Raw genomic sequence first — 15,541 nt, forward strand, 5'->3', positions numbered from 1 at the left:
AGGGCTATTGATTGGGTACCGAAATCTTGATTTTGGTCGTACTCATTTTCGTAAATGCATTTTTTGCGGCGTCCGAGATGGCGCTTGTGTCCTTGAACGATAATAAAATCAAGCTGATGGCGGGTGAAGGCAACAAAAAAGCCAAGCTGGTTCAAACCTTGCTGGAGCAGCCGGGCAACTTTCTGGCGACGATTCAGATCGGGATCACGCTGGCGGGGTTTCTGGCGAGTGCCTTTGCCGCCGACAGCTTCTCCGGAAGATTGGCGGAGAGCCTCACGCAGTGGGGGGTACCGCTGGATATCAACTTGCTCGAAACGATATCTACCGTGGTCATCACCCTGATTTTGTCTTATTTTACGCTGGTGCTGGGTGAGCTTGTGCCGAAGCGGCTGGCCTTGCAGAAGGCGGAAACCATCGCCTTCTTTGCCGCAGCCCCGTTAACCTGGTTGTCCAAATTGACCTCCCCCTTCGTCAAGCTGTTGAATGTCTCGACGAATGTGATCGTTCGTTTGTTCGGGGTCGACCCCAATGCGGAAGACGAGCATGTAACGGAAGAAGAAATCCGCATGATGGTGGATGTCGGGAAGGAAAAGGGAACGATTCAGGAATTGGAAAAAGTACTGATCAACAACATTTTCATGTTCAATAACAAGACCGTTTCGGACATCATGACCCACCGGACGAACATCGCGGGAATTTCGGCCGACGCCAGCCTGAGAGAAACGGTGCATATCATCAATGTCGAAAAGTACACGAGATTTCCCGTGTACGAAGGCAATATCGATACCATTATCGGTGTATTGCACGTCAAGGATCTGATCCGGTTTATCGAGCATGGCGACCGGGATCATTTTAACTTGCGCAATTTGGTCCGGCAGCCGTTCTATGCTCTGGCCTCGCTTCGAACCGATCAATTGTTTCAGGATATGCAGAAGAATAAAGTTCATCTGGCGGTCGTCATCGATGAATACGGCGGGACCGACGGGATGATCACGATCGAGGATTTGATCGAAGAGATCGTGGGGAACATTTATGATGAGCATGATGAACCCGATACGATCCTGGCCGAAGTGAAAAAGATCGACGATAACCAGTATTGGATGGCGGGAACGCTGTCGCTTTATGAGGTCGAGGAGATCTTAAAGGTAGATCTTTCCCTTTCCGAATACGATACGTTGAGCGGGTTTTTGATCGGTCAGCTCGGCCGTATTCCGGGTGCTAATGAGCTTCCTGTAATCACCTACCAGAACATCACTTTCGAGGTTCAGGAAATGGTTGACCGGAGAATTGCCGGAGTAAAGGTCATGCTTGAAAATGGATAGAGGATGGCCGTGGCGGGCGCGAGCCACCCGGCTATAGTAGAAAAGGCACCCAAGGGGGTGCCTTTCTATTGTTACAGGTGAAAATAGCTTAGGTACATACGAAGTTTTAACGTGAACGTGGATTCACTTTCACCTGTGAGCCTTTGCCGCTTGACTGAATGCCGGTTTCTTTCGCGCCAACGTCCTTCAGATCGGTCAGCAGACGCTCCAGGACCGCCTTCGCGGCGACGGCTTCCTTTGCGCCGGAAGCTTTGACGACGCATTGAACCGGCTTGCCGGAGCGCAACAGTTTATCCGCTTGGCGCAGCTTCGTATCATAATCATGTTCCTCGATATGGGCGGTGAAGCGGAGCTCCTTGACTTTTTCCTTGCTGCCGCGGCCCGGCGCCCGGCCGGTTTCCGCCTTGTGTGCGGCATTTTCCTTTTGAGCGGCCGCTTTGGCTTTGCCTTTCGCCATCAGGCTGCAGGGTGGCGGGCTGCTCATTAAGGAGGTGCAGACCAGGTCCGCTCCGGCGGAACGGGCCATAGCCAGCGCCTCCGCTCTGGAGACGATGCCGAGTTTTTCACCCCTCAACCCGGTAAGTACCACTTCGGATGCTTTTATTTGTTCGTTGATGAGTACGGCCACTTTTGTAAATCCTCCTATAACTTCATCTTGCTGTTTCCGTTCTACATGAGACCGGATTTCGTTAGCAGGCGTTCTATAATTAGTGCGACTTCGGCTCTGGACACATTAGCCTTCGGTACAAGCTTCTCCTCGTTTCTTCCGGAAACAATGCCGGCCGAGACGCTGGCCGCGATGCCGCTACGCGCCCAAGGCGCTGTTTCGTCGGCATCTCTGAATCGGATCAGCGTTTGCTCCGCCACTGCCGGTTCGGAGAGCCTGGAATCCAGGCCGGTAAGCTTCATAGCTTCGGCTACAATGACCATGGCCTGCTCGCGGGTGATTTGGTCGTCCGGACGGAACGTACCGTCTTCAAAACCGCCAATCAGCCGGTAAGCGACGGCGGTGCTGATGTCGTTATTATACCAGCTGCCCGGCTTCATGTCCGAAAATTCCGGGTAGCTATGGCTCGGCTCAAGCCCCAAGGCGCGGACAAGAATCGCCGTAAACTCGGCGCGGGTGACTGCCTCGTTTGGACCGAACCCTCCTATATCGTTCCCCTTAAGGATAAGTTTGGAGCCTAAACGATGAATGGCCTCATTGGCCCAATGATTGGCCACGTCATTAAATTGAGCCTGATGCGAGATCAATAAGTAATTTCCGCTGCCCCTGCTGTGGAGTCTGGCGTAATTTTTGCCGTCAGCCTGAATGAAGGTGGTCGGAACGTGGCGGACAATGCCGTCGGAACCGACGGATACGCCGGTCGTAATTCCGCCCGGCTGCACGCCATCCGGTATTGGAATGTCCCGCTCTACGTAAGCACCTAACTCCGGGATGTCGATGACCCTACTCCCCAGCACGCCTCTGACCGCAAAATCGGTTGGCTGCGTTATCAGCTTAAAAGCATTGCCGATCGCCGCTTCTTCTGCGGATTGGATTATGGCGGATTTGGCTCTGGAAATTTCGATTTGCACTTTGGCGTTCTGCGGATTTTCGTCCTTTTCTATCTGCTGTATGAATGAGTCAAGATTTAACTGCCGGACGGGTAGCGTGAACACCCCTTGTTTGGTATCCAGCACGAGCAGGGCTTGCTTCTCCTTCATGAAGGCGGCCAGCGGCTCGTTCATTTCGACGATAACCGCATCCGGGTTGGAGGTCACGCCAATCGTCACTTTAGCTTGATCCACGGCTGCAAGGTTGTCACGAAGCTTATCGGTAGCGAGCGATATTTTAGCAACCTTCTGACCGCTTGCTTCCGTAAATGATACGGCTCCGATATCTACCGGTTTTCCGTTGATCATGAAGGTGATGTCCGCTTGACTTTCCGACTGCTTTTGAGGTTTCGGCGGGGTCTGCGTTGATGAGTCGGCAGGAGTTGGATTGTTATTGTTATTGCCCGGCGGTTGAACAGCCTGAATCCTTATTTTTGCGGCGTTACTTGTCGCCGTAGCCGTCTTGCTGCCTGTCGCGCCGTTGTTCGTGTTGGTTACCGTGACATAATAATAAGTCGTGCCCGCGGATGCTGTCGGAGGAGAATAGGATGGGCCGGTTGCTCCGTCGATCACCGTGCCTCCGGTGACTTCGTTCTTGTCGTTCCGGTACCATTGGTAACTTAGCGTTCCGCCGTCATTCACGGTTGCCGCGACGCTTAAAGGCGAGACGTTGCCGCCTGCGTTCAATGTTTGGTCCAGCGGCTGCAAGCTTATTACCGGGGTTTCCGCGTTAACAAGCGGAGCTTCTGTCGTGACGCTTACGATGTTGGAAGTACCTTCGTTGGCGCCACCGGTGACGACAAGCCGGAAATCGTAAGCCGTCGCGGCAGTCAACCCTGTAGCGGTAGCCGTAGTTGCATTTGCGGCAATGGGTTCCGCCGTTACCGCCGTCGCCCAGTTGTTCTCGCCCGCCGGGGATTGTTCCATTCCGATCCGGGTAGTATTACTTGCCTCCGGCCAGTTTAGCGTGACGGTCGTATCCGTTTTCCCTGCGAGAGTTAAGCCGGTAATCGGCGCGGGGGCCGCGCGGTTTACGGTGATTGTATAAGTAAATGAGTTTTCACTATTCGTGGGTGATGTCACGCTAACCGCGATTACATTATCTCCCACGATTAACGGCACGTCCGCCTCGGTTCCGCTGATATCGTTGATTTTTACCGGAGCCGTTTCATCCGCAGCCTCAGCCGAAACCCGGATGGAGTTTGTTTCGTTAGTCACGCTAGCGCTGTATTCCTGAATCGTGGGATCGAATTCGGGGGACAAAGTTCCGTGATTAATAGCCAGGCTATTCAGCACCGGATTGCGCAGCCTTAGCACCAAATGCAGCGTAGACTCCGCTTGAATGTTATAGTCCGCCAACGTGCGGTGGTCCTCCAGCTGCTTTCCGGCATAGATGAGCCTTTGCTGGTCAATGGGAATGCCCTCTTTATCGGTTATTTTCTGCTTTACCTGCTCAATGGTCTCTTGGCTATCCGCTTCAATCGTGATAGTTTTGCCGGTTAATACTTTGACGAAGATAGGCATCGCATGCACCTCTTGTTGAAAGAGCAATGCGATAAACAGCATACAGATCAATGAAGCGCTCAGCTTCTTCACATGCAATCCATCCTTCCAAATTAACAATAATTAGCAATCTGTGAATAATTATAATTCCAATATAACAATAAATGTATATAAGGTGAACTAAAGAATAGCTATAGGTAACCGAATGAGAAATAAAGGACATTCAGGTCGCTATTTATGTGATTACTATTCACGGAAGGAAAATAGTGGATTTTTGGAGTCTTATCTTTGCGGAGGGATGCCCAAAAGGCCAATATAAGCGAAAGCGATGCAAATAAGGCCCCAAAACGGCCCTATTTTCGAGTGTATATCCAAATTGAGACAAATAAGGCCCAAAAAGTCCCTAATGGCTCGCGGTAGCTCGCAGCGGTGGAGGAACTTATTCTTTTAGGAACAAAAAGAGAGAGGACGCGTACCCGCGCCCCCTCTCCCTAAGGTTAATTCTCAGCCCAATTGCACATAAAAGCTCGTTTTCTCCATCGGAACGCTCTTCACATAAATTTTTCCCTTATGCTGCTCCACGATCGACTTGGCGATCGCAAGACCGAGCCCGTAGCCGCCGTGTCTGCGGGAACGGGAAGTGTCGGCCCGGTAGAAGCGGTCAAAAATTTTGCCTAGATGCTCGGGAGCGATGCCTTCGCCCGTATTGCTCACCTTTAGCAGCAAATGGTTGTGTTGCATTTTCAGCGACAGTTGGATGGATCCCTTCGGGTTCGTATATTTGATGGCATTATCCAGCAGGATCATGACCACTTGCTTGATCTGCTCGCTATTGCCCGTTAACATCTGGCCGGGTTCAATCTCGTAGTCAAGGTAGATTTCCTTCTCGAAAATGACGGCTTCCATCGTAAGAATGATGCTCTCGACGGCTTCGCTCACGTTAAACGGGACATGAATCGGTTGTTCGCGGGCGTCGTCCATTTGCGTCAGGTACAGCAGGTCGTTCGTCAGCGTCTTCATGCGTTCGGTTTCCGATTTGATATGGTGCAGCCACTTGGACTGTTCCGCTATCGTATCTTCGCTATTGGCCAGCAGTACGTCGGCATTGGTGTTAATGACCGCAAGCGGCGTTTTCAGCTCATGCGAAGCATCGGCGATAAACCGCTTTTGTTTGTTGAAGGCTTCTTTGACGGGCGCAATCGAACGGTTGGCAAAATAACGGCTGGTCACGTAAATCACCACCAGCATAATCAAAGCGACTACGGAAAACGTGTAAATCAGATTGGTGAGGATTTTGAGTTGGGCGGTCACATCCAGATAGACGACGGAATATCCGTCCTTGCCCTGCTGCACGGTGTATGCCCATTGCTTCCCGTCGAGGGTAAACCGGCCGTTTTGGACCGGATGGAGATCGGCCTTCTCCTTGGCAATTTCATAAAATTCATCGTCCATATCGAAGCGGGAATTGACCGACAACAGGTTCCAGTCCCGGTCCGTTTGCAGCGCGAACGAGACGGACAGCTCGGGAGGAGGATTTTGCCCCCGCGACGAGCGGCGGGCCCGGTCCCCCTCCATCGGCTGGAGGCCATTGCCGACCTTATCGGAGAAGGCGTCCCCCATTCCATCGGACATGCCGCCACCCATGCCGTCCTTATCGAGATTTCCGCCGGGTTTCCGGTAGAACTCCGAAACCTGCCGGAGCTCGATCCCGATATCCCGGCGTACATCTTGATAAGTGATCGTGTAGATGGCCGTAAAGGCGACTAGCATGATAATTGAAATGATGACCATATTCATGAGCAGGAACCGGTTGCGCAGTTTCTTGAACATCAGGAGGTCGCCTCCAGTACGTAACCTACGCCCCGGATCGTATGGATCTTGACGGAGGCGTTCAGAAAGGCCAGCTTTTTGCGCAGAAACGAAATATACACTTCCACGTTGTTATATTCCGCCTCGGAGTCGAATCCCCACAGTTTCTCGATGATCTGCTCTTTGGACGTTACCGCCTGTTTTCTCGTCATCAGCAGCTCCAGCAGCTCGCTTTCCTTCAAAATCAGCTTCAGCTCTTTTCCATTGCAGCTCAGTTTCAGTGTCGAGGTATTCAATTCAATATCTCCGAACTTCAGACTATCGTCCGGGACGACCTCGCCTTTGCGCCTTAAGGCCGCCCGGATGCGGGCCAGCAGCTCGCCCGTCGAGAACGGCTTGGCGACGTAGTCGTCGGCGCCGTAATCCAGGCCGGAGATTTTGTCCGAAATTTCGCCCTTTGCGGTGAGCATGATGACCGGTGTGGCGATTCCCTCGGAGCGGATCGTCTTCAGCAAAGTGATTCCGTCCATCTCGGGGAGCATGATGTCCAGCAGCAGCAAATCATAGATTCCGCTGAGGGCATTATCCAGCCCGGACCGGCCGTCATGAACGGTGTCGACGGAGTAATTGTTTTTTTTCAATATTTGAGTCAGTGCCTCGGCAAGATGCACTTCATCTTCGACGATTAAGATGCGCATGGGATGTAGTTCTCCTTCGTTCCTTCAATTTATGACGCTATGTACGTTCATTATAGGAAGGAAACCTTTAATCAATCTTAATGAAGTTGTCCAAAAGTCACTCAAAAAGCGAACTTTTGAACATGTACTTAATGATAGCATCAACCGGCCGGGGCCCGGCAATTTTTTTGCATGATCGGCTTCGTCGCGGAAAGATGACTTTTTGAACAACCTTTTTAAGTTTCGTTAAAGGTTGGGGTTGTAAGATACAGACATGAAGCAAGCGAGAGCCAAAGCGAAGGAAAGGAGCATGAAGAATGGCGATTGAAGTATTCAACCGTTATGAGAACAAATATCTGATGGATACCAAGGCATTCTACAACATCTACAATGACCTGATGGAATATATGGAACCGGATGAGAACAACAAGGACGACAAGTTCTACACGATCAGCAATTTATATTATGACTCGGAGCATCACTCCCTCATCCGCACCAGCCTGGCCAAGCCCAAATACCGGGAAAAGCTGCGGATCCGTTCTTACGGGGTGCCGGGGAGCGAAGACAAGGTCTATCTGGAGCTGAAGAAAAAGGTGTTCGGCCTGGTCAACAAAAGAAGAACGGCGCTGAAGCTGAACGAGGCTTACGAATTTGTCCGGACGGGCCAGGCGCCCGCTTATCGGAAAGGCATGAACCGGCAGGTCATGCAGGAGATCGAGTATTTCCTGAGCCGGTACGAGCTGCAGCCGATGGTTTACCTGGCGTACGACCGGATCGCGCTCTTTTGCAAGGGGAACCGGGATCTGCGGATAACGTTCGACACGAACATCCGGTCAAGGCGTCATGACCTTAAGCTGGAGGCCGGGGATTACGGAGAGCCGTTGCTGGAACGGGGCCGATGGCTGATGGAGGTCAAGGCCGAGAAGACCATTCCCGTGTGGTTGTCCAGGATGCTGTCACAGCATCAAATGTACCGTACAAGCTTCTCGAAATATGGCAATGAGTATAAAAAATCGATACGCAATGCACCTGTCGCAGAAAGGGAGAGAATTGTTTTATGATCGAGTCCATTTTTAGTTCAACCGCTGCTACCGATACAACCCTGTCTTTATCGCATGCCCTGATCACCTTGGCGATTGCCATCGTACTGGGGGCCATCATCAGCTTTACCTATATGAAAACCCAGCCGGCCTATTCCCAAAGCTTCACGTTGACCATGATGATTCTTCCCGCTATTGTGGCGATCATCATCATGCTGATCGGCAGCAATATTGCAAGAGCGTTCAGCTTGGCGGGCGCCTTTTCCATCATCCGGTTCCGCAGTGCGCCGGGCGATTCCAAGGATATTTCTTACGTCCTGTTCTCCATGGCGGCCGGATTGTCCGCCGGCGTAGGCACTTTTGGTTACGCAGTTCTGTTCACGATCGTTCTGTGCGTCCTTATGTATGTTCTTAAGGTGATCAAATTCGGCATGAGAAAAGATTCGCAAAAAACTTTGAAAGTAACCATCCCGGAAAATCTGGGGTACGAGGAAGCCTTCGACGAGGTATTCCGCAAGCATAGCGTCGCTTATGAGCTGAAGAAAGTCAAAACCACCGAGCTGGGCAGTTTGTATGAACTCGTGTACTCCGTCAACCTGGGTCCCGCCACGAATCAGAAAGAATTTCTGGATGCCATCCGGACCCGCAACGGTAATCTGGATATCACGCTTACGATGAATCCTGCAGTGCAGGAATATTAATGAGAAGAGAAAAGAGGTTAAAACCATGAAAAATTCCTATAACGTTAAAGCCGCCGCATTTCTGCTCCTGTCCGCCCTGCTGGCGTCGGGATGCAGTACGACCACGCTTGCAGGCTCTACTGCTGATTCAGCCGGATCTTCCATCGATGTAAATACCATGACGACAGGCACGGAAAATGCTGCAAACGTACAGTTGGCCAGCCTCAAGCTGGATGATCTGGTGAAATACGATGAGCACGATACGAATGCCGATTGGAGCACGGACAATGCGACGTCCATTACAATGAGCGGTTCAGCCGCAACGGTGAGCGGTTCGGGCGCCAAGGCACAAGGCGGGACCGTTACGATCTCTGCGGCCGGTACTTATGTGCTGAGCGGCAAGCTGGACGAAGGGAGCATCGTGGTCGATGCCGGAGACGGGGATATCGTGCACCTGGTGTTGAACGGTGCGCAAATCCACAATTCCGGCAGCTCCGCGATCGTTGTGAAGAGTGCGGACAAGACGATTCTTACGCTGGCCGAAGGAACGGACAATGAAGTCTCCGACGGCAAGACCTATGCAGTTTCGGAAGAAGAGCTGACGGCAGCCATTTACAGCAAAGACGATTTAACGATCAATGGCACGGGCAAGCTAAGCGTTCAAGGAAATTACAAGGATGGCATCGCAAGTAAAGACGATCTGAAAATCGTCAGCGGCACGCTTGAAGTTACGGCTGCCGACGACGGCATCCTCGGACGCGACGTGGCCGCTATCAAGGAAGGCGGCATCACCATTAAAGCCGGCGGAGACGGTATTAAGACGACGAATGACACGGAGACCGACAAGGGCAACCTCGTCATTGAAGGCGGCACGTTCAACATCGAATCCGGCAATGACGGGCTCCAGTCGGCGGCCTCGATGCTGATCGAAGGCGGTAACTTCAGTGTGGTAACCGGAGGAGGGAGCGCCAACGCGGCGCCACATCAGGAGAAGCAGATGCAACGTCCCGGTTTTGGTGCCGGGGGCCAAGCGGAGTCCGGTTCTTCCGAGACAGCAACCGCAAACACGGACACGGCCCAATCGGATACTGCTACTGTAGTGGAAAGCGAATCGACCAGTGCTAAGGGACTCAAAGCGACGGCGGCCATATCCATCAATAATGGCACATTGAGTATCGATTCCGCGGATGATGCCGTTCACAGCAACGGCAGCCTCGACATCGCCGGAGGGGATTTGAGGCTGGCGACCGGCGATGACGCCCTGCACGCCGATGCTTCCATTGCGATTTCCGGCGGCACGGTGGATATCACGGAGAGTTACGAAGGGATAGAGGGCGCGGATATCGCCGTTTCGGGCGGCGAGATTCATGTGGTGGCCAGCGATGACGGCGTGAATGCCACCGAGGGAAGCGACACGACCTCGACGGAAGCGGGAGGCCGAGGCCCAGGGGTCGCAGGCAACGCCAAGCTTGCCATCAGCGGCGGATTTATCACCGTCAACGCGGCGGGCGACGGGCTCGACTCGAACGGTGCCATTACGATGTCCGGCGGGACCGCGATCGTGAACGGGCCGACTAATAGCGGCAACGGAAGCCTCGATTACGACGGCACATTCGAACAGACCGGCGGCGTACTTGTAGCCGCGGGCAGCTCGGGCATGGCGCAGGCTCCGTCCGAGTCCTCTTCCCAGCGTTCCGTCCTGATGACTTTCCCGGGTACCCTGGAAGCCGGCACTTTGGTAACGCTGGCGGATAGCAAAGGCGTGCCGATGCTGAGCTTCACTCCGGAGAAATCGATGCAGAGCATCGTGATCTCGGCTCCGGAACTGAAGTCCGGCGAGACGTATGCCATTTACACAGGCGGTACGTCGACGGGACAGGCGAAGAATGGCCTTGTTGAAGGAGGCAAGCTGGAAGGAGGCACGAAGATCGTCAGCTTCACGCTGGGCGAAGCCGTCACTTACGTCAATGAGTCGGGCGTTACCACCGGCGGTGGCGGATTTGGCGGAAGTGGAGGCGGGCGCGGTCAGGGCGGCGGCGGTCCAAGAGGCGGCCAAGGCATGAAGGCGCCGTCCGGTAACGAGGCGCCAGGCCAGAGCGGCACAACCGGTCAAAGCGATGCGACCGGCCAGAATGAAGCGACCTCAAGTATGGCAAGTACAGAAACGGGCTCGTCGATCTGAGCTTCCGGCAAATGAGGGTTATAATTTAAACAAGAGGTGCTGCCATACGCAAGCACTTCTTGTTGTAGTTTTAGCAAAGTGGTTAGCGGAGCCGCGCTAAAGGGTATGTAGTTTTTAAAATGGGGGATTGTAACAGGAGTAGAACGGAATAATGCAAAAAGGAGAACCCTCATGAATTTTAAAAATATCACAGTTGCCGGAAGCGGCTCTTGGTTCCTTTGCTCGACGCGGCTCAGAAGCTCTTGATCCGGGAAATTTCCGACGTCGAGACCATCGATAAAACTTGGACGGTAGGGACGGGGGCACCGCTGGGGCCTTTTGCGATTCTGGACGTTGTCGGAATCAATGCCGCCTATAACATCGGGCATGCCAAGGCCGAAGCCATGGGCGATCCGGAGTTGGAAAAGATAGCCGGGCTTTTGAAATCGGAGTATATTGATAAAGGAAAACTCGGAAGAGCTTCGGGCGAAGGGTCTACAAATACCCTGATCCCATTTTTGCGGAACCTGACTTTTAAAGAGCTGAGGTATTGCCGGAACCGCGTTTTGCTTGCCCCAAGGGCGAGCCGGTCTTATCTTCACATTATAAGCAATAGCCTAAAGGAGAACCTATGATACGGAAAAAAACGATATCGGAAGCAGGATGGAATTTCGATAACAGTTACGCTACTTTGCCGGAATCCTTTTTTGCCAAGCTTCCGCCAACCCCGGTGCGGTCACCGAAGTTGGCGAAGTTAAATCACTCGCTGGCCGAATCATTGGGCCTGGACGTTCAGGCGCTGCAAAGCGAAGAGGGCATAGCCGTGCTGGCGGGCAATGCGGTGCCGGAAGGGGCGCTGCCGCTTGCCCAGGCCTATGCCGGGCACCAATACGGCTACTTCACGATGCTGGGCGACGGCCGGGCCGTGTTGCTGAGCGAGCATATCACCCCTTCGGGCGCGCGGGTCGATATTCAGCTAAAAGGCGCGGGAAGAACGCCCTATTCCCGTTCGGGCGATGGCCGGGCGGCGCTCGGACCGATGCTGCGCGAATATCTCATCAGCGAAGCGATGCACGCGCTAGGCATTCCTACGACGCGAAGCCTGGCGGTGGCATCGACCGGACAGCCCGTGATCCGGGAGCAAGATCTTCCCGGCGCGATCCTGACGCGCGTGGCAGCCAGCCATATTCGGGTCGGCACTTTTCAGTACGCCGCGCAGCGGGGGATCGACGATCTCCGGGCGCTGGCCGATTATACGATCCAAAGGCATTATCCCGAGGCGGAGAGAGAGGATCACCGCTATCTTGCCTTGCTCAAGAAAGTGATCGAACGCCAGGCCGGGTTAATCGCCCAGTGGCAGCTCGTAGGATTCGTGCACGGGGTAATGAACACCGATAACATGACCCTTAGCGGAGAGACCATCGACTACGGTCCATGCGCGTTCATGGATACTTATGATCCGGCAACGGTGTTTAGCTCCATTGACCGCCATGGCCGCTATGCTTACGGCAATCAGCCGAAAATTGCAGCGTGGAATCTGGCGAGGTTGGCGGAAAGTCTGTTGCCGCTGCTCGATGAAGACGAGGATAAGGCTGTCAAAGCGGCCGAGGACGCGATTGAGGAGTTCGCCGAACTATTCCACCGGAATTGGCTGGCGGGGATGAGAGCGAAGCTGGGGCTGTTCAATGAAGAGACGGAGGATGAGGCGCTGATCAAAGACCTTCTCCGTTTGATGAAGGAACATCAAGCGGACTATACCAATACGTTTGTCTCGTTGACGTTTGGCCCTGCCGAGAACAACGTCTTGTTCGGCGCGGAGGAGTTTGCCCGCTGGCAAGAACAGTGGCAGGTAAGACTAGGCAGGCAGCAGGAGAACGAGGCTTCCCGGCTTAAGCTAATGCGCAGCAGCAATCCGGCGGTCATTCCCCGCAACCACCGGGTGGAAGAAGCTTTGGAAGCCGCGGAGAAGCAAGGGGACTACAGCGTGATGGAGCGACTTCTCGAGGTTCTCTCGAATCCGTTCGCGCACTCGCCCGAGCAGGCTGAATACGCCGAACTGCCTCCGCAATCGGCTTGTGCTTACCGGACGTTCTGCGGCACTTGATCAAGAAGCCGCAGAGCAGTTTACCGGTCGAAATATGAAGCGAATCGGCAAGTCAAGCAGGATCAGGACTTTCTAAAGAGCACCTTATTCGGGTGCTCTTTTTTGCTATTTGCGGCATAACGATTGTCTGAGCCAGGATGCCATATAGTATAATACACTAGAGAATTCCAAGTGGATTGATAGACCTTACCGGCACGCCATACTTCCAATCTGCGAACTTCGTACCGAAGACTATATGGAAAAGAGGTATACAATGATCAGAGCGTCGGAAAATCAGGAGTTTTATGAACTTGCGAGCCCGACCCTTCTTCCGAAGGCTTCCGGGTTTCTATGGAACGAGAAGATGATGATTCATATGAACTGCCGGGGATATGCGGTGGCTCAGTACATGCAGCCTGAACCGGCGAAATATTCGCATGCGCCGAATCTGGAAGCAAAGACGTTTATGCAGCCTGAACAGCCCTACTATGCGCATCATCCCGGCCGGTTTGTGTACGTGAAGGATGAGGAGAGCGGGGAGATTTTTTCGGCGCCCTACGAACCTGTCCGCGTACCGGCGGATCGCTATACCTTTGCCGTGGGGAAGAGCAGCATCGTTTGGAAGGTGGAATGCGGCGGCGTTCTCATCGAAATGAGCCTCAGTTTGCCTAAAGAAGATCCTATGGAGCTTTGGCGCGTGAAGGTGACCAACCTTTCGCAAAAGCAAAGAAAATTGAGCATTTATCCATACTTTACGGTCGGTTATATGTCCTGGATGAATCAGTCCGGGGAGTACCATGAGGAGCTGCAAGCGATTGTCTGTTCTTCGGTTACGCCTTACCAAAAATATCAGGATTACGCCAAAATCAAAGAATTCAGCGATAAAACCTTCTTGCTGGCGGACCGCAAACCGGTCGCCTGGGAAGTGAACCAGGAAGCGTTTGAAGGAGAAGGCGGCATTACGGGGCCGTCGGCCCTCCGCGAGGAGGAGCTGTCCAAAGGGGACGCGCGGTACGAAACGCCGGCGGGCGTCCTGCAGTATCGGATTGAGTTGGCGCCGGGCGAAGAAGAAGCTTACCGGTTTATTTTCGGCCCGGCCAAGAACGAGGAACAAGTCGCTCAAATCCGCAGCGATTATTTTATAAAGAGTAACGCGAACGGCGAGGACGGCTTCGCGGCGGCGGAGCGGGAATACGATCAGTACATCCGGGAGGGCAGAGGATGCATTCAAATCGCGACCCCGGATCCCGACCTCGATAATTTCGTCAATCACTGGCTGCCTCGGCAAGTGTATTATCATGGGCAAACAAATCGTCTCACGACCGATCCCCAAACCCGCAATTTCCTTCAGGATCATATGGGGATGAGTTATATCAAACCGCGGTTGGCCCGGGAAGCCTTCCTCATTGCGCTCAGCCAGCAAAAGTCCAACGGTTCGATGCCGGACGGAATTATTCTGCATAAGGATGCCGAGTTGAAGTACATTAATCAGGTTCCGCATACGGATCATTGCGTTTGGCTCCCCGTTTGTCTTAGCACTTATCTGGACGAAAGCAACGATTATTCGATCCTGGATGAACAGGTTCCTTATGCCGACGGGGCGGAAACGGAAACCGTTCTTGAGCATATCCATAAAGCGATGCGGTGGCTTGCAAGCGACCGGGATGAGCGGGGATTGAATTATATCAACCAGGGCGATTGGTGCGATCCGATGAATATGGTGGGCTACAAAGGCAAAGGCGTGTCGGGATGGTTAACCATCGCTACCGCTTATGCTTTTAAAGTATGGGCGGATATTTGCGAAAGCGGCGGACATGCGGAGATCGCCAAGGAATACCGGACGGCGGCGGAAGCCACCAATGAGGTCATCAACCGCTATTTATGGGATGGCGAATGGTATGCCCGGGGGATCACGGATGACAATGTGGTATTCGGGATTAGCACGGATCAAGAAGGCCGGATCTTCATCAATCCGCAAGGCTGGTCGCTGCTTAGCGGTGCCGCCGATCCGGAGAAGAAGGAGAAGCTGATGCGCGCGGTGACCGAGCAGTTGGAAACGCCGTACGGGGTTGAAAAGCTGGCGCCATCCTACACTTCGATGCGGGAGGACGTGGGCCGGGTTACCCAGAAGCATCCGGGATCGGCCGAGAACGGCGCCGTCTATAATCATGCCGCGGCATTCTATATTTACGCGCTGTACGCCGTAGGAGAGAAGGACAATGCGTATCGTCTGCTGAGAAAAATGCTTCCCGGGCCAACGATGGAGGATATCGTCCAACGGGGCCAGTTGCCGGTCTTCATCCCGAATTATTATCGCGGAGCCTATCGGCAATTTCCGCGTACGGCCGGGCGTTCCAGCCATTTGTTCAATACTGGTACGGTGCCATGGGTATACCGTTGCCTGATTGACGGCCTGTTTGGGGTTCAAGGAACTCCCGACGGCATCCGTATCCATCCGCAGCTTCCTGCCGAATGGAGCGAAGCCGCGGTACGGAGGGATTTCCGGGGCGCACAACTTGTTATCGAGATGAAGCGGGAACCGGGTGTCCAATCGACGGAGGTCTATGCCGACGGAATATATTTGGAGGATGGTATCCTTAGAAATATAACGCCGGATACCGAGTATAACATCCTGGTGAAATTACCGGAGACGGTGTAGTCCGAATTTCG

General features: G+C 53.4%; 10 protein-coding genes and 1 pseudogene. 7 read left to right on the forward strand and 4 right to left on the reverse strand.

Annotation, left to right across the window (positions count from 1 at the left end; genetic code table 11):
* Positions 1-11: 11 nt before the first annotated feature.
* The gene (locus tag ACLB09_RS13390; protein WP_410770334.1) at positions 12-1,322 is read left to right on the forward strand and encodes a hemolysin family protein; all 1,311 of its coding nucleotides are present in this window, start codon (positions 12-14) and stop codon (positions 1,320-1,322) included.
* 106 nt (positions 1,323-1,428) lie between these two features.
* On the opposite strand, the gene infC is transcribed toward ACLB09_RS13390, so the two are convergent.
* The 4 genes from infC to ACLB09_RS13410 all read right to left on the reverse strand — a co-directional run bounded on the left by infC (position 1,429) and on the right by ACLB09_RS13410 (position 6,928).
* A complete protein-coding gene (gene infC, locus ACLB09_RS13395; protein WP_410770335.1) occupies positions 1,429-1,950 on the reverse strand; it encodes a translation initiation factor IF-3 in 522 nt (173 codons plus the stop codon).
* 41 nt (positions 1,951-1,991) lie between these two features.
* Positions 1,992-4,514 (reverse strand): S-layer homology domain-containing protein, encoded by a 2,523-nt coding sequence (locus tag ACLB09_RS13400; RefSeq protein WP_410770336.1) that lies wholly within the window; start codon positions 4,512-4,514, stop codon positions 1,992-1,994.
* A 411-nt stretch (positions 4,515-4,925) separates the two neighbouring features.
* Positions 4,926-6,251, reverse strand: a complete 1,326-nt coding sequence (locus ACLB09_RS13405) for a sensor histidine kinase (protein WP_410770337.1) — start codon at positions 6,249-6,251, stop codon at positions 4,926-4,928.
* Entirely contained in the window at positions 6,251-6,928 is a 678-nt protein-coding gene (locus ACLB09_RS13410) for a response regulator transcription factor (RefSeq protein ID WP_410770338.1), read from the reverse strand. The genes ACLB09_RS13405 and ACLB09_RS13410 overlap by 1 nt, the downstream gene beginning before the upstream one ends.
* A gap of 296 nt (positions 6,929-7,224) precedes the next feature.
* Here ACLB09_RS13410 and ACLB09_RS13415 point away from each other — a divergent pair, with 296 nt between their 5' ends.
* The 6 genes and pseudogenes from ACLB09_RS13415 (at position 7,225) to ACLB09_RS13440 (ending at position 15,530) form a co-directional block, all read left to right on the forward strand.
* Positions 7,225-7,968, forward strand: coding sequence for a polyphosphate polymerase domain-containing protein (locus tag ACLB09_RS13415; protein WP_410770339.1), 744 nt, complete (start codon positions 7,225-7,227; stop codon positions 7,966-7,968).
* On the forward strand, positions 7,965-8,648 hold the full coding sequence (locus ACLB09_RS13420; protein ID WP_410770340.1) for a DUF4956 domain-containing protein: 684 nt from the start codon (positions 7,965-7,967) through the stop codon (positions 8,646-8,648). Before ACLB09_RS13415 ends, ACLB09_RS13420 begins: the two co-directional genes overlap by 4 nt.
* 25 nt (positions 8,649-8,673) lie before the next feature.
* On the forward strand, positions 8,674-10,809 hold the full coding sequence (locus ACLB09_RS13425; RefSeq protein ID WP_410770341.1) for a carbohydrate-binding domain-containing protein: 2,136 nt from the start codon (positions 8,674-8,676) through the stop codon (positions 10,807-10,809).
* Positions 10,810-11,015: 206 nt separating this feature from the next.
* Positions 11,016-11,326: pseudogene (locus ACLB09_RS13430) on the forward strand (3-hydroxyacyl-CoA dehydrogenase family protein); the annotation flags it as partial.
* A 93-nt stretch (positions 11,327-11,419) separates the two neighbouring features.
* Positions 11,420-12,892: a protein adenylyltransferase SelO gene (locus ACLB09_RS13435; protein ID WP_410770342.1), complete on the forward strand. Its 1,473-nt coding sequence runs from the start codon at positions 11,420-11,422 to the stop codon at positions 12,890-12,892.
* A 253-nt stretch (positions 12,893-13,145) separates the two neighbouring features.
* Entirely contained in the window at positions 13,146-15,530 is a 2,385-nt protein-coding gene (locus ACLB09_RS13440; protein WP_410770343.1) for a GH36-type glycosyl hydrolase domain-containing protein, read from the forward strand.
* The last annotated feature ends 11 nt before the right edge of the window (positions 15,531-15,541 follow it).

It is taken from the genome of Fontibacillus forbon, from assembly GCF_046559655.1.
Classification (GTDB): domain Bacteria; phylum Bacillota; class Bacilli; order Paenibacillales; family Paenibacillaceae; genus Fontibacillus.